Origin of the sequence: Paenibacillus sp. JMULE4 (genome assembly GCF_013337105.1) — a bacterium.
Classification (GTDB): domain Bacteria; phylum Bacillota; class Bacilli; order Paenibacillales; family NBRC-103111; genus Paenibacillus_G; species Paenibacillus_G naphthalenovorans.
Genome location: NZ_SGWF01000013.1, coordinates 136,535 through 154,846, shown reverse-complemented (window position 1 = coordinate 154,846; position 18,312 = coordinate 136,535). Strand labels below are relative to the sequence as shown.

Here is an 18,312-nt window from a genome sequence, read left to right as displayed (position 1 = left end):
AGAGAGGTTTATGCGCGATCCGAGACTGCAGCAGTTAGCCCGCAATATCGTCGGCTATTCTTTGGATGTTCAAGCCGGAGAGAAGGTACTGATCGAAATGGTCGGTTCCGAGCGTGAAATCGTTAAATGTCTGGTAGAGGAAGTTCATGCCAGGGGCGGGTATCCGTATATAGAGCTGGCGGATAACAGCATTCGCGCGGCTGTGCTGCGTTCGGCCACAAAAGAGCAGATGGAACACTGGGCGAATATGGACCTTCAGCGAATGAAGGAGATGGACTGCTATGTCGCCATTCGGTCGGGTGACAATGTCAGCGAGCTTTCCGATGTGCCGGACGGAAAGATGAAGCTGTACAATCAAATTTATCGTAAAAAAGTTCATTTGGAGCAGAGGGTCAAGCGGACGCGATGGGTGGTGCTGCGCTATCCGAACGCTTCCATGGCTCAATTGGCCGGTATGAGCACCGAGCGGTTCGAAGATTTTTATTTTGATGTATGCAATCTGGATTACGCCAGAATGGCCGATGCGATGGAGCCGCTCCAGGAGCTGATGAATAAAACCGACCGTGTCCGCATTACAGGGCCGGGCGCAACGGACATTACGTTTTCGATTCGCGGAATCGGATCGGTCAAATGCTGCGGCCGCCGGAACATACCGGACGGGGAACTGTATACGGCTCCGGTGCGGGATTCGGTGAACGGTATCATCGCCTACAATACTCTGTCCGTTTATTCCGGAGTAACGTTCGAGAATATCAAGTTCCGATTTGAACACGGAAAAATCGTAGAGGCGTCGGCGAACGATACCGCCCGTCTTCTGGAAGTGTTGGATACGGATGAAGGAGCAAGATATATCGGTGAATTTAGCCTGGGCTTTAACCCTTATATTTTACACCCGATGAAGGATACGCTGTTTGACGAGAAGATCGACGGAAGTCTTCATTTTACGCCGGGGCAAGCGTACGAACAGGCGGATAACGGGAACCGTTCCTCCGTTCACTGGGATTTGGTGCTGATTCAACGGCCCGAGTACGGGGGTGGAGAAATCTATTTTGACGACCGTTTGATCCGCAAGGACGGCCGGTTCGTCATTCCTGAACTAATGGGCTTAAACCCTGAAAATTTAAAATAACCGGGTGTGAAAATGTAGTTGCATGTTATTCTCTTCCCATGTATCATAAGCTAAAACAACGTAATTTTTGGAGGGATTGTTATGCCTAACGCAAACAATGCGGCAATCGTGGAAATTTCTCAAACAGCAAATAAATTCAGATCTTCAATCGTTTTGCAGTATGACAATAAATATATCGATGTGAAGAGCATTCTTGGCTTGTTTACCACATTGCTTGCATCCGGCACTTACGACCTTCACGTCCACGGTCCTGATGCGGAGGAAGCGAAGAAAGCCATGGCCGAGGTGTTTGAGAAGCACGGACTGAAGATCAATAGCATTCAGGACTAACAACAAAGCGATGCGAAACAAGGAGGGGCATTTCCGCACGGCGGAAAATGCCTTTTCTTCCTCTATGACTTGTGTATTCCGCCATTTTCGACTAAAATTGAATTATGAAGCGTGAATGATATCCATTCGCGTCATTTCGGGAGAACCGGGAGGGCGAAACGAATTTGAAAATGGTAAGCCGGGTTTCGCTTCATGGCGTATTACAGGGGGGAAGCTTCATGTCATCGGATGTGCTGCTCAGCTTGTCGCAGAGAGCGCTGAATCTGCTTCAGGAGGATGCGGACAAGATTGAGAAGCTGATTGAAGTGCAAATGGAAAACTTGACTACGCGCAAATGTCCTCTCTATGAAGAGGTATTAGATACGCAGATTTACGGGCTGTCCAGAGAAATCGATTTCGCTATTCGAGCCGAACTCATCAATGAGGCAGCCGGTAAGCATATCCTGATGAAGCTCGAACGCAATTTGGCCGAGCTGTATGAAGCCATGAACCAAAATAAAGAGTAACCTTCGTCCGAAGGTTACTCTTTTTTTATTATGCGGCCTTTACACCAAGTAAAATGCAATCCCGAGGATCAGATAAACCACCAGCAGCAGGACGCCTTCATACCAGGTGGTGCTGCCATCCCTTGAGATCGACGTAGCGATGATGGCGGCCACACCGATAGCTACAAGCTCATAGACAGTAAATATAATGTTCATAGGGTTGCCAAACCACAGCGATAAAAGGACAAGCACCGGTGCGACGAAGAGCGAGATCTGCAGACTGCTTCCGACGGCAATTTCCACAGCGGCGCCCATTTTATTTTTGCGGGCCATAATAATCGCTGCGCTGTGCTCTGCCGCGTTGCCTACTATGGCAATCAGGAAGGCGCCGACAAACAGGTCGGACAGACCGTACTGATGGCTGAAGGGCTCCAGCGTGCTCACCAGCCATTCGCTCTCGATAGCCACCATCGTGGTGGCAAGCAGTAAAAACAAGACGGATGTTCCCTTGGACCATACCGCTTCTCCGTGTTCCAGAGCCTGGTCTGACAGCTCGGTCTTATGCGTGATCATGGAAAAAAACAGCCACAGCAAATAGGCAACGATCAGAATAACGGAGACGATAATGCTTAAGGTTTGCGTTTCCATTGTCGTCAGGCTTCGAGTGAAAGCGGCGGGGATGAACAAGGCGATGACCGCCAGCAGCATCAGGGAAGCATTGTGACCGGCGAGCTTCACATTAAAGTGCTGTTCCTTGTATTTCAATCCGCCGATCAGAACACTGAGCCCCAGAACAAGCAGCATATTCCCGATGATCGATCCGGTGATGCTTGCTTTAACGGTATTGAATAACCCATCCTTCACTAGAAATATGGCGATGATCAATTCCGCCGCATTGCCGAAAGTGGCGTTCAGGAAACCGCCCAGCCGCTCTCCCGCGTATTGAGCCACGCTTTCGGTCGCCTTGCCGAGAAAGCCGGCGGCAAATATAATGGCGACCGCCGCAATCAAAAACTGCAGCGTGGGATTGAATGCGGGAGATCCAACATAATGCGCCGCCGCACTAAGCGCAAAACTCAAAATTAGACAAATGGCAAAACCGTGGCGTTTCATCATTATCACCTCATGTGGTAAAGTATACCTGAATGGATCAAAACCTATTCTCAAATATCCCGTTTCGGCAAAAGGAGGAGCATTCGAATGGATTTGCGGCTGAAGGGAAAAAAAGCGGTTGTTACCGCTTCCAGCAAAGGATTGGGACGAGCTATAGCCGAGCAGTTGGCAGCGGAAGGCGCCAGCTTGCTGCTGTGCAGCAGGGATGAACAAGCGATCTGTGATGTCGCCGCACAGCTTGCGCAGAAGTATGGCGTGGAAGCCACCGGTTTGGGTATGGATTTGAGCAGCCCTGAACAAATCTCTTGGCTTGTACAGCAAGCCCAGGATCGGTTCGGACAGGTGGACGCACTGGTATGCAACGCAGGCGGCCCGCCGGGCGGCAGTTTTTTGTCGCTGGATGAAGAGGCCTGGCTTCATGCCATCCAGCTGAATCTGATGAGCGTCGTCCGTTTGGTGAAAGGGTTTCATCCATTAATGAAGGAACAGGGGGGACGGATCGTTACGATTGCGTCGTCTTCCGTGAAGATACCGATTCCCGGGCTTGTACTATCCAACACCCTGCGCACGGGACTCATCGGGTTAATGAAGACGCTCTCGATTGAATGGGGTCCGGACGGTATCCTCTTGAATACGGTGTGTCCAGGACGAATTATGACCGACCGGCTCATCGAACTGGATTCCTTCAATGCTTCCCGGCAAGGAAAAACGGTGGAAGACATACAGGAGAACATGATCAAGGACATTCCGCTGGGACGCTACGGTGAGCCGGAGGAGCTGGCATCGATGGCTGCCTACTTATTATCGCCGCGCAACAGCTACATGACCGGTTCTGTCTTCTATGTGGACGGAGGCATGGTAAAGGCGATTTAAAGTTGAAGGTCAGTTCATTGGATCCGATCGGATACGGCGCATTTGCTTTCCGTGTGGGAAGTTATTACAATAGAGCTATAATCCTTGAAGGAGTGATCCTCTTGAGCGAAGACATTCAAACAGGTCTTATCCGTATTTCAGATGATGTTGTGGCGACGATTGCAGGACTAGCCGCACTCGAAACTCCAGGGATCGCCGCCATGTCGGGAGGCATTTCGGAAGGATTGGCCAAGCGCTTGAGCGGAAAGAACGTCCAAAAGGGCGTCTCGGTTGAAGTGGGTCAAGTGGAAGCGGCAATCGATTTGAGAGTGATTGTCAACTATGGAAGCCGGATTCATGAAGTTTGCCGTGATTTGCAGGAAAACGTCCGCGAGGCGGTAGAGAATATGACGGGCTTATCCGTTGTAGAGGTCAATGTGAAGGTGGAAGGGGTAGCCTTTCGGGAGGAAGAGACGGCAGCAGTGGAAGATCCGCACAACCGGGTTAAATAACCAAAAGAGAGCCTTTTGTCAGGCTCTCTTTTTCATATCGCGTTCTTTTTCCGGTTTATTATGCTCTCTGGAGATGCTTAGCAGAATTCCGAGGCTCATCAGCGTCATCAGCATGGAAGTGCCGCCATAACTAATCAGCGGCAGCGTTACCCCTGTCATCGGAATCGTGTTGGTTACTCCGCCGATATTGATGAACGCCTGAATCCCTATCATTCCTACGATTCCTACACCCACCAGGGTACCGAAGGTTTCCTTGCATCGGAGAGCTACAATGAGTCCTCTTAGCAAAAAAGCCAGGTACACCAGTAAAAAGAGAGAGGTTCCGATAAATCCAAGCTCTTCCCCGATAATGGAAAAAATAAAATCGTTGTGAGCTTCAGGCAAATAATGCAGCTTCTGTATACTCTGGCCAAAGCCGGCGCCTGTCAGTCCCCCATGACCGAACGCATAAAGCGACTGAATGAGCTGATGCCCGGAGTCAAGCGGATCCGACCAAGGATCCAGAAAGGCGGTAAAGCGGGCGATTCGGTAGCTGTCACCGCCGGTCTTCATAAAATAAATAGCAATGACGACGGACAATGCTCCGGCAGCGGCTCCGACAAGATAAAAAACATGCTTCAGATTGGCTCCGCCCACGATGATGACAAGCAAGGCAGACAGGATAAGTATCATCGTTGAGCCCAAATCCGGCTGCAGCATAATCAGCGCGGCAATGAAACCTACTACGACCAAGGGAGGAACCAGTCCTCGTTTAAAGTCACGGATCCGATCCCCTTTTTTGCTGATAATGGCGGCCAAGTATAGAATAACCGCCAATTTGGCAAATTCCGTCGGTTGAAGCCCAAAGCTGCCGATATATATCCAGCTTTGCGCACCGTTTCTTTCCGGGGCTATGATCGGCACCAACAGCAGCAGGAAAACGGTAACGGCTAAAAACGGAACGATCCATTTTTGCAGCTTGCGGTAGTCTATATTCATACAGAAAAACATGGCCACCGTTCCTAGACCGATGGCGAATGCCTGGCGGATTGCCAAATACCAAGGCTCGCTTGACCTGTAAGCCATGCCTGCGCTAAATACGAATGCCAAACCAAAACACACAAGCGAAAACGTCAAAAACAGCAGCAAGAAATCGGGCGTTCCTCGTCTCGGTTTCGGTTTCGGTGAAGTCATAAGCTTTTATTCCCCGATTATTGGGACAGCTTTGCTTTCAACTCCGCCAATTTACCGTTGACCGTTTTCAAGATGGCATCGGGAACAGGCGCTTGATAGTCCAGGCCATGCGGGAAAGTAGCTTTGCCGATATAGACTTCTTCGATGTAAAGAATGGCATAAGGGGATTCCAGCTTGCCGGATTCAGCCCGAGTATTAATGCGCAGGTAATAATCGCTTTGCGTAGCTTTATCTTCAAGCTTCAGGTCGTAAGTTGCCCGGTTATATTCCCACTGCCAGCGAACGAAACCGAGCTGCTCCATAGACTCGTCCAAATGGGCGAGATCACTTTTTAAGCCTTTTAATCCACTGTTTTCAATAATCACTGCAAGCCCTCCTAAATATGTACAACTCAGCTAATTATCCTTTATTCATGATAGTATGTTTCCCTTACTTGTGCAAGCCTAATGCATATGGCTCCAAAAGCGGTGCTGTAAAGTTTGAATTTCTTGTGACACATGGATGAAACCGCTCTTTAGATTTGATAAAATTAAGATTAATATGCCAATGAAAGGATCGCCATTATATGATGACGCTGCAAAGAGCGGAGGGGGTACTATGATGATAAAAGATACACTGGATACGATAGTTCCCGAGATGATCGCTTGGCGCAGGTATTTGCACCGGCATCCGGAGCTGTCGTTTCAAGAATCGGAAACCGCTGCCTACATTGCAAAACTGCTTCGGGGATGGGGGCTTGAGGTACGGACGGGGGTTGGCGGACACGGTGTGACAGCCAGACTGCAGGGCGGAAAAGCCGGACCGACCGTTGCGCTCAGGGCCGATATCGATGCTCTGCCCATACAAGACGAGAAAGCTTGCGAGTATGCCTCCAGCGTACCCGGTGTCATGCACGCCTGCGGTCATGATGCTCATACGGCCACCTTGCTCGGTGTAGCTAAAACGCTCAGCAGACACAGGGAGCTGCTGCGCGGAAATATTGTCTTTGTGTTCCAGCCTGCGGAGGAAGTGACTCCGGGAGGGGCGCTCGGAATGATCAAGGATGGTGTGCTGGATGGGGTGGACGTCATCTATGGCATTCATTTGTGGACGCCGTTTGAGGTTGGGACCGCGTATTGCAAGGCGGGTCCCATCATGGCGGCAGCCGATGAGTTCACCATTGAAATCAAAGGCAAAGGCGGGCACGGCGGTCTGCCCCACGAAACGGTGGACAGCGTTTTTGTGGCTTCTCAGCTGGTAGTCAATTTACAATCGATTGTCAGCCGCAGTACGGATCCCACTGAGCCATGCGTCGTTTCCGTCGGCTCGATCCACAGCGGAACCAATTTTAACGTCATTGCAGAAACAGCCGTATTGAAGGGAACGGTGCGTACATTCAACGCTTCTTTACGAATGGATGTGAAGGCCCGTCTGGAAAATATCGTCCGACAAACCTGTCTTATGCAGGGAGCCGATTATACGATAGACTACAAGCTGGGATATCCGCCTGTCGTGAATCACGCGGAGGAAGAGCAGCGGTTTTATCGGGCGGCCAAGGCGGCTTTGGGCGAGGCGGGGGCGAAGACTTCGCCGCTGATCATGGCGGGGGAGGACTATGCCTATTATTTGCAGCAGGTGCCGGGATGCTTCATGTTTGTCGGAGCGGGAAATCCAGACCGCGGCATCGTTTACCCGCATCATCATCCCCGGTTCGATATTGACGAAACGGCAATGACCCATGCTGCAAAGCTGTTCATAGCGCTGGTCGAAGATTATATGTCGGAACATTCCCGGTAAGTGACAGTGATCGGGCGAATGGAAAGCAAGGGAAAGGGAAAACCTAATTCTGCAGCAGCTTGGGTACGCCGGGCAGGGCGATGCTTCAGGCTGCCAGTTCCTTTCAGGAGGGATTTCCCTTGAGTTCGAGAACACTTCGCGAGATCATGACTACAGACTGCGCTACAGTCACGTTACAGGATAACGTGTATGAAGCTGCGGTGAAGATGAAGCAGGAAGATACGGGCTTTATTCCTGTCGTTGACGGCAAGAAGCTAATCGGCGTTCTGACCGACCGGGACATCGTTATTCGCGGTTTGGCTGAGAAAAGGGAAGGATCTGCCGCTATTAAAGAAGTGATGAGCGACAAAGTCGTATCCGTAACTCCGGAAACGACAGTGGATGAAGCGGCAAAAATCATGGCTGATGAACAGATTCGCCGTCTGCCTGTTGTCGAGAATGGGAACCTGGTCGGGATCGTATCCATCGGCGACCTCGCAGTCCGCAGCATTTATGAGAACGAAGCAGGCGAGGCGTTGAGCCAAATTTCCGAACAGAACCAGCACGCCTTGCATTAAGCTCTTATCGTTCTTCCGAACTTTTTTATCGGAAGAACGATTTTTTATTTACACAGGTGTACGGAGATGAAGCGGAAGCCTCCGCTTTTCATCTCCGTTTTTTGCCGTTCTTCCTCCGCCATATCTTTTCGGGCGTCTTTCTTCGCTTATAATTTACATGTTTAAATCCGCCGCCAATCCAACATAATAACAGTATCTGTAAAAGTTTGGAGGGATCGGTATGCAATTTCATAAAGATCGGCCGCTCGTCGTACAGAGCGATTTCAGCATTTTGCTGGAATCCCGGCATCCCGCATTCGATGATGTGCGAAAGGGCCTGGCAAGATTTGCCGATCTTGTCAAATCTCCCGAAAACCTGCATACATATCGAATGTCCTCGCTGTCGCTTTGGAATGCGGCGGCAGCGGGAATGACGGCGGAGGAAATCATAACATTTTTGGAGCTGTGGTCCAAATTCGGTATTCCTGCATCCGTAAAGCAGGATATTCGCCGTTTTGTGCAGCGTTACGGCCTGGTTCGAATGGAACGTCTTGGAGAAGACCTGCTTTTAATATCCGACGATGTCGATGTCATTAAAGAGATGGTTTCCTATAAATCGCTTCAATCCTATGGCCTCTGTCAGCTGGATTCGCGGACCTTGCGTTTTTCATCGCTTTACCGGGGACATCTCAAGCAGGAACTGGTCAAAATGGGTTTTCCGGTTGAGGATTTGGCGGGATACAGCCAAGGAGAGCGGCTGCCAATCCGGCTCAGGACGAAAATGAACGGAGGGCGAACCTTTGAACTCCGGGATTATCAGCAATCTGCCGTGGAGTCATTCTACCGTGAGGGCAGCGCGCAGGGAGGAAGCGGTGTTTTGGTACTGCCTTGCGGGGCGGGGAAAACTGTCATCGGCATCGCCGCTATGGGACGGCTAAACTGCGCTACCCTCATATTGACTTCGAACAGTACATCCGTACGTCAATGGAAAAGGGAGATTTTGGAGAAAACCGATGTTACTGAAGAGATGGTGGGAGAATATACCGGGCAGCATAAAGAGGTCAAACCCATTACCATCGCAACGTATCAAATTTTGACCTACCGCAAATCGAAGGATGATCTTTTTGTCCATATGGACTTGTTTAACAAACGGGACTGGGGACTTATCGTGTATGATGAAGTTCACTTGCTGCCTGCGCCGGTATTTCGGGTGACTGCGGATATTCAAGCGACCCGCCGCTTGGGCTTGACAGCTACGTTAATCCGCGAAGACGGCCGGGAAGAAGATGTTTTTTCCCTGGTCGGCCCCAAAAGGTACGAGATGCCCTGGAAGGATCTTGAAACGAAGGGGTGGATCGCCTCGGTGGAATGCATCGAGGTGCGGGTGCCCATGCCTCCGGCAGAAATGGACGTGTATCGTACGGAGGAGGCAAGGCAGAAAATGAAATGCGCAAGCGTCAATTCGGCTAAGCAGGCAGTGGTAGAGGAATTGCTGCGTAAGCATGAAGGCGAGCAAATCTTGATCATTGGCCAGTATCTGGAGCAGCTTCAGGAACTGACCAGGCGAACAGGGGTTCCCTTGATCAGCGGAGAAGTGGCTCACGACAAGCGGGAAAAACTGTATAACGCCTTCCGGAACGGCGAACTGAAGGTGCTGATCGTTTCCAAAGTAGCCAACTTTGCCGTAGATTTGCCGGACGCCTCCATAGCTATCCAGGTATCGGGGAGCTTTGGTTCCCGCCAAGAGGAGGCTCAGCGGCTCGGACGCATTTTGCGGCCTAAATCAGGGGACAATAAAGCTTACTTTTATACGCTCGTCAGTGAGAACACGAAGGAGCAGGAGTTTGCCATGAACCGGCAGTTATTTCTCATCGAGCAGGGCTACAACTATGTGATCGATCAGGCGGATAGGCAGGAGGAGACGGTCCTGAAATGAATTATTCGGAAATTTGCGCCCGAATGCCCTGGGAGCTGCGAAGCCGGATTCAAGCAGAGACGGTATACGCTCCCTGGCTTGGGCAAGGATACGGTCTGGAGGACATTTGGGCCGATCCGGTTGTGCTGGAAACGATCTTTAATCGGATGGGCCCGGACGAACGGACGGTGCTTGAAGGGATTGTACGGGACATCGGCTCCGAGCTTTTTGACGCGGCTCGGCTGGAGAAGTCGGCGAGGGGCTTGTTGTCCGGAGCCGAGATGAAAGCGGGCTTGGCCGGTCTGCTGCGCAAAGGTTTTATTTTCGCTTTTCGAAAAACGTGGGGTGAACTGGTTTACCTGCTTCCGGAAGACAGCTTCGGTCTGTGGCAGCAAATTATGTTTCCTGAGCTTGCCGTTGTTCCGCCGGATGGCACTGCTCTTTCCGGTATCGAACCGATTGAAGTCGTCAAGACCGATATTCGCAGGGGGCTTTTTCAGGCGCTTGTCTTCGCGGCGCAGCAGGAACTGAAGCTGACCCAAAACGGAATCCTGCACAAAAAACAACTGCAAAAATGGCTTGAGCTTATTCCTCTGAACGAAACGCTGCTGCAGGGGACGACGATAAAATATGCGTATGCTGATGCGTATCCGATGAAAGCAGCGATCATGCTCGATATGCTTTTGCGGCTTCAGTTGATCGTGCCGGACGGAGAAATGCTGAAGCTTCAATCCAAAGCGCTCAAAACCTGGCTGAACCGGTCCGTTAACGAACAACATCTTGTGTTGTACAGCATATGGAAGCGGCTGACCCTTCCGGCGGAAGCCTGGCTGCAGCATGCGGTTTCACTTCTTGAAAGGAGCGATCACGGGCATTGGTTTTCTCCGCTTGGGCTTTTGACCGGGCTTGAAAGGCAAGGCCTGATGCCTGCACCGGCTGAATCAGGGCTGGAAGAGCGGCTTGGCCGGCTGCAGCAGAAGTGGCTGGACCCGTTGGCTGCCATGGGCTGGCTTGAAAAAGGCACGGAGGCTCTGGGCGGAAGGGTGCATTATCGTTGGTGTGTTAGGCTATTTCAAGCAAGCCGTGCTCCGCAGGAGTCTGAGGAACCTGGGCGGTTTATGGTGCAGCCGGACTTCGAGATCATCGTGCCGCCGGACGTGACGGATGAGGTTTGCTGGGAATTGTGCTGTATAGCCGATCCGGTTGCGCACGATCAGGTCAGCGTTTATAAATTGTCCAAAGCCAGTATTCGGCGTGCTTTGGAGAACGGAAGGACGGCTGAAGAGATGGCGGAGTTTCTGGAAGCTCATGCGCTTTACGGAGTTCCCGATCATCTCCTCCCGGCGATAGAAGGATGGGCGAGGCCCTTCGGCAAGTTGACTTTCGCTAACACGCTGTTACTCCGCTGTGATGATGAAGAGACGGCGTCAACCGTAGCCAAGTTGCCTGGTGCGGCGCCCTATATTCAAGAAGCCGTCGGAACCAAGGATTATATTATTGCTTTGGACGACCTGCAGCCTCTTGCGGCAGTGCTGGAAAAAGCGGGGTATATGCCGGGGATGCCGCTTTTGCTCAACGGTAAGAACGTTTCCGGCCGCGGAAGGTCTTACCCGAAGCTGGCGGATGTAAATCCGCAGGAAGACGAAGCAGATGCCGAGTTCCAGCTGTCGATGGATAGGGGGCTGATTTACTCCAGAAATTCAGCTCATTATTTGCAGCTGGAGTCGCAGCTGCCCGAGCCGGCCGATTTGTATCCCGACTTAAAGGACATTCCCCCGATGTGGCTGAAGGATTATCGGACCTATCACGTTTCTACCCGAAAAGAAATCGTGGAAAAGGCGATCGAGATGAAGACGCTGCTGCAAGTCCGAATGAACGGAACCGATTACCGGGTCGCTCCGCGAAAAGTACAGGATACCCGGGGAACCTGGTGGATGACGGGCGTAGAACAGCGGAAGGACAGGCTCCCTCAAGCATTGGAGGTTCGTTGGCATGCCGGCGAATGGGACGAAATGAAGCTGATTTTGCCAGGCATCAATGATAAATATTAGATCGGCACACCGCTGCCGGATATGATATGATAAATAGGTAGGCCACCATGGTCCAACCTATAGAAAGGCGGTGCTGCATATGGCAGTCATGGAATCCCAGACGATCGATATGTCTGCAATCCTTCTCGGAGCCTATGAATTGGCTGACATGATCAAGCTTTCCGCGGAAACTGCGGATTATTTATATTGGAAGCGGCGTGTAGAGGAGGACGAGGAAGTCGGCAGGCTGACCAAGGAATTTGCCAAACAAAAAGAGCGATTCGCCGAATGCGAACGTTTCGGGCATTACCATCCGAACTATCATGAAGCGCTGGAGCAAGTCAAGAAGGTTCAAGCTCAGCTGGATGCTTTGGAGCCGGTACGCCGTTTTAAGGAAGCGGAGAACCGGCTGGATCAACTGCTTTATGAAATATCGCAGTTGGTAGCGCACTCCGTTTCCGACACGATCAAGGTTCCTTCCAATGACCCGCTGGCCGCAAGCGGCGGCTGCTCTTCAGGCGGCAGCTGCAGCGGCAAGTGCGGTTAAGCCGGCGGGAGAAGCCTTATGACGGTCGTTAATGTCATCTTAAGGCTGCCGAAGCTGAAATGACGGACGGATAGAGCCTACGGTCTCGCCTCGCCGGTTCATGACCTTGGGGTAATGAAATTCGGCAAGCCGTCCGGCTTCCTCCCGGGTCAGGGCTCCAAGCTGCACTAAAGCCTCGGCTGCTATCGGATAGAGGGCACGTTCGGCGCCGTCCTCAATCTTGACAGCCAGACCGATCCCGCGATCCGGGACAGCCAGGGCATACACCCCTTCAGCACCCATTTTGCCGATGACGCGGCCTTGTGTTACTTCGGCAAGCCGGGTGTCGAACCGGTTGGTGCCTGCTACATAGTAAGGATGTCGGCCGATGACATGGATGATCTTACGGCACGCCGCGGCGCGCTGGGCCGCAAGCTCGTCAGGGGCGCCCAGACGGGCGTATGCATAGGCGAGTGCAGACAGCGGCACTGCAAATACGGGCACGCCGCAGCCATCGGTGCCGACACCGATATTCTCTGTTGATACGCCGCACATGAATGAGATGATGTGCAGCATTTTTTGTTGGACAGGATGCTCCAAACGGGTATACTGTTTTATAGATACATTCATTGCCTTTGCCAGGACCAGCATGCCGGCATGCTTGCCGGAGCAAGTGTTGTGGAGCTGCGACGGCTGCAGCGCCTTTTGTCTCAGCTCGTCGGCCGAGGGCTTATATAGCGGTTCCTGCCGGCCGCATGCTAGAGCGCTTTCAGTTAGTCCGAGCTTATGCAGAATCGATTGCACCGCCGCGGTGTGCTCCGGTTCCCCGCCGTGGGAAGAGCAGCACAAAGCTGTTTCGGCTTCGGTCAGCCCGAATTGTTCGTCGCCCCGGGCTTCCAGCAGTGGAATGGCCTGAAGCAGCTTGGCGGTTGAACGCATATATCCGTAATGCCGGGGGTTGCCGGCGCAAGCGATCAGCTTGCCTTTGTTGTCCACCACGGCAATATGACCGCGATGCATGCTTTCCGTCAGATTGCCGCGGGTTACCTCACAGAGGTTGTCTTGGTCAAAGGATTGCATTATTGCTTTCATCCTTTCATCATTAGATTAAAGATCCGTACCACCAGTATGGGTTTAAGAAAGAGGGTTATGAGCCATGTTTCCTGAGCGCAGCGGAATCATCGTTTGGTTTAGCGATTTAAAAGCGGCTAGCAAACATTTGGAGAAATACGGCAATGTGTATTACCTCTCCAAAAAGCTGCATTATGCCGCCATGTACGTATATTCCAGCCGTTTGGACGAAACGGTAAAGCAGCTGCAAAAGCTGCCCTTCGTCAAAAAAGTCGAGCGGTCGTACCGCAATGAAATCAAAACCGAGTATAATAATAATATTCCTGATAAAACAAGATTCTACACGTTATAACGGCGGAACTTGCGTCTGCATATGTTATATCATACGCCCGGAGCGGAGCTCTGCCCGGCGTATTTTTTTGTTTTTTTCCAAACAGCCCTTTTGTTTTTTGTTATAATAGGCTGAAGGATCGATTTGAACCGGAGGTTCACCTTTCTGATTGCCCAAGATGTTTTTTAAGACTCGTCAGACGTTCTTTTGATCTTCGATCATAAGCTTCTCATATGATGGGTACCAAGTAGGCGGAGGATTCGATATAATGGCGCTAAATTTTCACCAGCTTCATATTTTTTATACGGTTGCGGAGAAGGGCAGTTTTTCTCATGCCGCGCAGGCGCTTCATATGACTCAACCGGCTGTTACGATGCAGGTGCAGTCGCTCGAAGATTATTTTGGAACGAAGCTGTTCATCCGTTCGACCAAGCGGGTCGAGTTGACGGAGGCGGGACGCACGCTGCTGCCGTTTGCTTTGCGCAGCATTGAGCTGATGAAGGAAACGGACATCAGTATGTCCAAGTTCACGCATATGCTGGAAGGCAGACTTCATTTGGGAGCAAGCTTGACGGTAGGGGAATATATTTTGCCCAGACTGCTCGGGCCGTTTAGCGCCGAATATCCGAATATATCGGTTAGTATGAAAGTCAACAACACGAAGCTGATTCTTGAAGAAGTCCTGAACCATCAGTTAACCTTTGGTTTAGTGGAGGCCGAAGTGAAACATCCCGATGTGCATACGGAAGCGGTGCTCAGCGACGAGCTGAAGCTGATTGTCCCGCAGAATCACCCTTTGGCGGAACGGGAGCGTATTCCGTTGGAAGAGATGCTGAAGTATCCCTTTGTGCTCCGGGAGCAGGGCTCGGGTACGCGAAGGGTGATGGAAGAGGAGCTGGCAAAGGCGGGATGCGACGTATCCATGCTCAAAATCGTGATGGAGCTTGGCAGTACGGGAGCGGTCAAATCGGCGGTGGAAGCGGGCCTCGGGATTTCCATCCTGTCCCAATCCTCGGTAAGGCACGAGGCGGCTCTTGGAGTGCTGAAAGTAAAGGATGTCGAAGGCATTCGCTTTACGCGGAGTTTCTATGCGATCTATTTGAGCTCCACACTGCTTCCCATTTCTGCGGTGACGTTCTTGACGTTCTTGAGAGAGCGGGATCTGAGCCAATGGTTATAGCAGACCGGACAGACCGGACGGATCCAAAAGCAAGCCGGGTACGGCCCAACGGAAATCTGTGACAACGAAACAGATAAAATAGGCATGTTTAAAGGGGAGGTATTCATGATGTCTTACGCCGATTTACATACACATACGCTGGCATCCGACGGCACCGGCTCTCCGTCCGACAACGTCAGGTTGGCCTCGGAAGCAGGCTTAAGCGCCGTAGCCGTAACGGATCATGATACGGTGGAGGGCTGGCCGAGGCTCAGGAGGCCGGATTGAAGTATGGCATAGCCGTTATCCCCGGAGTGGAAATCAGTACGGTGCATAACGGCCAGGACATTCATGTGCTTGGGTATTGGATCGATGAAAAGGATTCGCTATTCTTGTCCAGGTTGGCAGACCTGAGACAGGTTCGGGACCGGCGCAATGAAATGATGGTCGCCCGTTTGCAGGAGCTTGGCATCTCCATTACGATGGAGGACGTTCTAAAGTCGGTACAGGCTTCGAAAAAAGAGGGAGATACGATCGGAAGGCCGCATATCGCGGATGCCCTCGTACGTCTCGGAGCGGCGGATTCCATGGCCGACGCTTTCAACCGTTATTTGGCCAAAGGGGCGGCGGCCTATGTCAATCCGCCGCGGATTACGCCGTTTGAGGCCGTTCGCTGGATTATGGAAGCGGGAGGCGCCGCGGTGCTAGCCCATCCGGGGCTGTACGGACAGGATGATTTGATCCCGCAGCTTGCGCAGGCCGGAATGATCGGCTTGGAGGCCTACCATTCGGATCATTCGCCGGAACAGGAAGAACATTATGCGGCATTGGCGCAAGAGCATGGTTTGCTCATTACAGCGGGGTCCGATTATCATGGCGAACGGGGCGGCGTTGTGTTTCATGCGCCCATCGGGGCTCGCCGAATCGACGCGGATGTGGTGGACCGGTTGTTCGAGCGGAAAGGATTGCGGCCATGAAGATCCGCAAATGATGACCCCGGTTTGGTCGCTGGCCGAAGCCCGGAACTTAGTTTCAAAATATTGTCTTGAGAATCAATGGTTACGCCAAAGAGATCGCTCACTTTAATAATGATTTCAATGCTCGGATAATTTTGACCATTTTCCCATTTGGAAACCGACTGTCGACTTACAAAAAGTTTTTCCGCCAATTCTTCTTGAGACCAGCCTGCGTAACAGAGATCTGCCGACGACGGGCCTGGAAATGATTCCCATACCCTTACTCCTGCCAATGTGAGATGTATTATTTGAACACGTACAGTAACTTTAATGAGCTGCAAAGGGACATTGATGCGTACATCTTCTTTTACTAACGAATGGTTACAAGCCAAATTAAACGGCCTCAGTCCGAAGGAATTCAAGACGAAGGCCGCTTAACTGATTTTTATTTTAGTACTGTCTATTTGACGGGGTACAGTTCATCCATCAGGTTGACTTATGGGACAGCCCCTTTTTACTTTACCGTAACCGGCATCTGTTTGATGGCTTCGGCGTCGGGCGTAACGAACAGCGTTTTTTGATGCTCGTAAATGACGAACCCGGGTTTGGCGCCGTTGGGTTTGCGTACATGCCTGATCAGCGTGTAATCGACAGGCACTTGACTCGATTCCCTGGCCTGGCTGTAATAAGCGGCCAGCCGGGCGGCTTCATGCAAAGTGGCTTCGCCGTATTCGGAGCTGCGGATGACGACGTGGGACCCTGGAATGTCTTTGGTGTGCAGCCACGTATCCCCCGAATGGGCGAGACGGTTGGTCAAGTATTCGTTCTGGGTGTTATTTTTGCCGACATAAATAGGTATGCCTTCGCTGGAAGTATAGCAGGAAAGAAGCGGCTTTTGATTCGGCTTTTTTTTGCGTCCCTTCTTGCCGCGGCTGCGAAGGTATCCTTGTTCCTCCAGCTCCTCGCGAATCTCCTCGATATCTGCAAGTCCTGCGCTCGACAGCTGCTGTATCAGATTGTCCAAATAACCGATTTCCTCGTGCGCTTGCGCCATCTGCTCCTCTACGGCGATCAGGCTGTTTTTGCTTTTCGTATATTTTTTGAAGTAGCGCTGTGCGTTTTCCGAGGCGGTCAGTAAAGGATCAAGCTCGATCGTAATTGGGCGCTGCTCCTCATCATAATAATTGATGACCTCGATTTGCCGCTCGCCTTTGGTGACCAGGTGCATCGATGCCGTAAGCAGCTCCCCGAGAATGCGAAACTTATCGGCCTCGCGCGCTTCCTTCAGCGTCTCCTCGAGCTTTTCCAGCTTCTTGACGTTTTTGCTCCGTTCATTGGAAAGGAGCCTGAGCAGGTCGGACGCCTTTTGCTTGACGGCATCCCGTTCGGCCTTGTCCCCATAATAAGCTTCCAGACAAGCGCTGACCGTCTCGTAACGGCGAACCTCTCCGGGAATGTGGGTGAGAGCGGTGACGGAAAAAAAGGTTTTCCCGGTTTGCTCCTGCTCCACAATCACCGGATCGAGCACTCCGCTGCGGACCTGATCCGTCAGCAAGCGCAGGGGCTCCCACAATTTCTCCGCCATATCGGCAGGGGACATAACGGCGGGACCGTCTCCCAAAGCTCGATAAACGAGCTCGCGGGCGCCCAGCGGGCTAAAACCGCTTAGGCGCTGCACCAGCGTCTGCTCCCAGAAGCGGCGTGAGGCCGCCTCCTCAGGCGGGACACCCTCGGCGCTTTCCGCCATCAGTGCAATAAACCGGTCTTTGTTCAAGTCGAACGGCAGCGTCTTGTGCTGTTCCGGGGGCGCAATATAGCTGCTGCCGGGCATGACTACGCGGTAGCTGCTGATCGCCGGCGTAACGTGATGAATCCCGTCCAAAATCACGCCGGTGGCCGGGTCCATCAAGATAATGTTGCTGTGGCGGCCCATGATTTCCACAATGAGCGTTTTGACGCTCAGGTCGCCCAGTTCATCGCGCTGGCGGATGCGGAAGTGAAGAATCCGTTCAAGCCCGGGCTGTTCGATCGCTTCGATGATGCCTCCTTCACAGTGCTTGCGCAGGAGCATGCAAAACATGGGCGCTTCCAGCGGATTCATAAAGCTTTGTTCCGTGAGATGGACACGCGGGTAAGTCGGGTTGGCCGACAGAAGCAGCTTCACGGTGCGGCCCGCCGCGCGGATCTGCATAATAATATCGTTATTGGAAGGCATTTGTATTTTATTGATTCGGCCCATGACGCAGCTTTGCAGCTCGCGGGAGAGGCCGTGAACGACGAGACCGTCTAATGACATGTTAAGAACAACTCCAATCGTGCGAGGATGAGTCTGTTTTTGAGTGCTACCCTTTATCATGCCATATTTTCTCTTCGAAGGAAAACGTGATATTTTGCGGCTTGTCTGAATACATTTAGCCT

At 51.9% G+C, this 18,312-nt stretch carries 17 protein-coding genes and 2 pseudogenes; 13 read left to right on the top strand and 6 right to left on the bottom strand.

Features of this window, described 5'->3' with window-relative positions:
* Positions 1-10: 10 nt before the first annotated feature.
* The 3 genes from EXW96_RS12275 to EXW96_RS12265 all read left to right on the top strand — a co-directional run bounded on the left by EXW96_RS12275 (position 11) and on the right by EXW96_RS12265 (position 1,965).
* Positions 11-1,129, top strand: coding sequence for an aminopeptidase (locus tag EXW96_RS12275; RefSeq protein WP_137670011.1), 1,119 nt, complete (start codon positions 11-13; stop codon positions 1,127-1,129).
* Positions 1,130-1,210: 81 nt separating this feature from the next.
* Positions 1,211-1,459, top strand: coding sequence for an HPr family phosphocarrier protein (locus EXW96_RS12270; RefSeq protein ID WP_054818047.1), 249 nt, complete (start codon positions 1,211-1,213; stop codon positions 1,457-1,459).
* A 218-nt stretch (positions 1,460-1,677) separates the two neighbouring features.
* Entirely contained in the window at positions 1,678-1,965 is a 288-nt protein-coding gene (locus tag EXW96_RS12265; RefSeq protein ID WP_054818061.1) for an Fpa/YlaN family protein, read from the top strand.
* Positions 1,966-2,004: 39 nt separating this feature from the next.
* Here EXW96_RS12265 and cax read toward each other — a convergent pair whose 3' ends face one another.
* Entirely contained in the window at positions 2,005-3,057 is a 1,053-nt protein-coding gene (cax, locus tag EXW96_RS12260; protein WP_171005875.1) for a calcium/proton exchanger, read from the bottom strand.
* Positions 3,058-3,144: 87 nt separating this feature from the next.
* Between cax and EXW96_RS12255 the strand changes: the two genes are divergently transcribed.
* Positions 3,145-3,930: an SDR family oxidoreductase gene (locus tag EXW96_RS12255; protein ID WP_074728167.1), complete on the top strand. Its 786-nt coding sequence runs from the start codon at positions 3,145-3,147 to the stop codon at positions 3,928-3,930.
* A 101-nt stretch (positions 3,931-4,031) separates the two neighbouring features.
* Complete coding sequence (locus EXW96_RS12250; RefSeq protein ID WP_054818062.1) at positions 4,032-4,421, top strand: Asp23/Gls24 family envelope stress response protein; 390 nt, start codon at positions 4,032-4,034, stop codon at positions 4,419-4,421.
* An 18-nt stretch (positions 4,422-4,439) separates the two neighbouring features.
* Here the strand turns inward: EXW96_RS12250 and ftsW are convergent, their stop codons facing one another.
* On the bottom strand, positions 4,440-5,594 hold the full coding sequence (ftsW, locus tag EXW96_RS12245) for a putative lipid II flippase FtsW (RefSeq protein WP_062407841.1): 1,155 nt from the start codon (positions 5,592-5,594) through the stop codon (positions 4,440-4,442).
* A gap of 17 nt (positions 5,595-5,611) precedes the next feature.
* A complete protein-coding gene (locus EXW96_RS12240) occupies positions 5,612-5,959 on the bottom strand; it encodes a YugN family protein (RefSeq protein WP_054818049.1) in 348 nt (115 codons plus the stop codon).
* 232 nt (positions 5,960-6,191) lie between these two features.
* Here EXW96_RS12240 and EXW96_RS12235 point away from each other — a divergent pair, with 232 nt between their 5' ends.
* From EXW96_RS12235 to EXW96_RS12215, 5 genes are all read left to right on the top strand, one after another.
* Positions 6,192-7,370, top strand: coding sequence for a M20 metallopeptidase family protein (locus EXW96_RS12235; protein ID WP_054818050.1), 1,179 nt, complete (start codon positions 6,192-6,194; stop codon positions 7,368-7,370).
* A 146-nt stretch (positions 7,371-7,516) separates the two neighbouring features.
* Positions 7,517-7,927, top strand: coding sequence for a CBS domain-containing protein (locus EXW96_RS12230; protein WP_254611370.1), 411 nt, complete (start codon positions 7,517-7,519; stop codon positions 7,925-7,927).
* 220 nt (positions 7,928-8,147) lie between these two features.
* A complete protein-coding gene (locus EXW96_RS12225; protein WP_174350652.1) occupies positions 8,148-9,842 on the top strand; it encodes a DNA repair helicase XPB in 1,695 nt (564 codons plus the stop codon).
* Positions 9,839-11,872: a helicase-associated domain-containing protein gene (locus EXW96_RS12220; RefSeq protein WP_174350651.1), complete on the top strand. Its 2,034-nt coding sequence runs from the start codon at positions 9,839-9,841 to the stop codon at positions 11,870-11,872. The genes EXW96_RS12225 and EXW96_RS12220 overlap by 4 nt, the downstream gene beginning before the upstream one ends.
* A 79-nt stretch (positions 11,873-11,951) precedes the next feature.
* Entirely contained in the window at positions 11,952-12,398 is a 447-nt protein-coding gene (locus tag EXW96_RS12215; protein ID WP_054818054.1) for a YlbF/YmcA family competence regulator, read from the top strand.
* A 39-nt stretch (positions 12,399-12,437) separates the two neighbouring features.
* On the opposite strand, the gene EXW96_RS12210 is transcribed toward EXW96_RS12215, so the two are convergent.
* The gene (locus tag EXW96_RS12210) at positions 12,438-13,457 is read right to left on the bottom strand and encodes an asparaginase (protein WP_174350650.1); all 1,020 of its coding nucleotides are present in this window, start codon (positions 13,455-13,457) and stop codon (positions 12,438-12,440) included.
* Positions 13,458-13,533: 76 nt separating this feature from the next.
* On the opposite strand from EXW96_RS12210, the gene EXW96_RS12205 reads away from it, so the two are divergent.
* The 3 genes and pseudogenes from EXW96_RS12205 to EXW96_RS12195 all read left to right on the top strand — a co-directional run bounded on the left by EXW96_RS12205 (position 13,534) and on the right by EXW96_RS12195 (position 15,915).
* Entirely contained in the window at positions 13,534-13,800 is a 267-nt protein-coding gene (locus EXW96_RS12205) for a YlbG family protein (protein WP_174350649.1), read from the top strand.
* A gap of 247 nt (positions 13,801-14,047) precedes the next feature.
* The gene (locus tag EXW96_RS12200; RefSeq protein ID WP_062407856.1) at positions 14,048-14,959 is read left to right on the top strand and encodes a selenium metabolism-associated LysR family transcriptional regulator; all 912 of its coding nucleotides are present in this window, start codon (positions 14,048-14,050) and stop codon (positions 14,957-14,959) included.
* 108 nt (positions 14,960-15,067) lie between these two features.
* Positions 15,068-15,915 (top strand): annotated as a pseudogene (locus EXW96_RS12195) (PHP domain-containing protein).
* 74 nt (positions 15,916-15,989) lie between these two features.
* Here EXW96_RS12195 and EXW96_RS12190 read toward each other — a convergent pair.
* Positions 15,990-16,121 (bottom strand): annotated as a pseudogene (locus EXW96_RS12190) (helix-turn-helix transcriptional regulator); the annotation flags it as partial.
* Between the two features lie 287 nt (positions 16,122-16,408).
* On the bottom strand, positions 16,409-18,190 hold the full coding sequence (locus EXW96_RS12185; protein ID WP_174350648.1) for an Rqc2 family fibronectin-binding protein: 1,782 nt from the start codon (positions 18,188-18,190) through the stop codon (positions 16,409-16,411).
* Positions 18,191-18,312 lie beyond the last annotated feature (122 nt).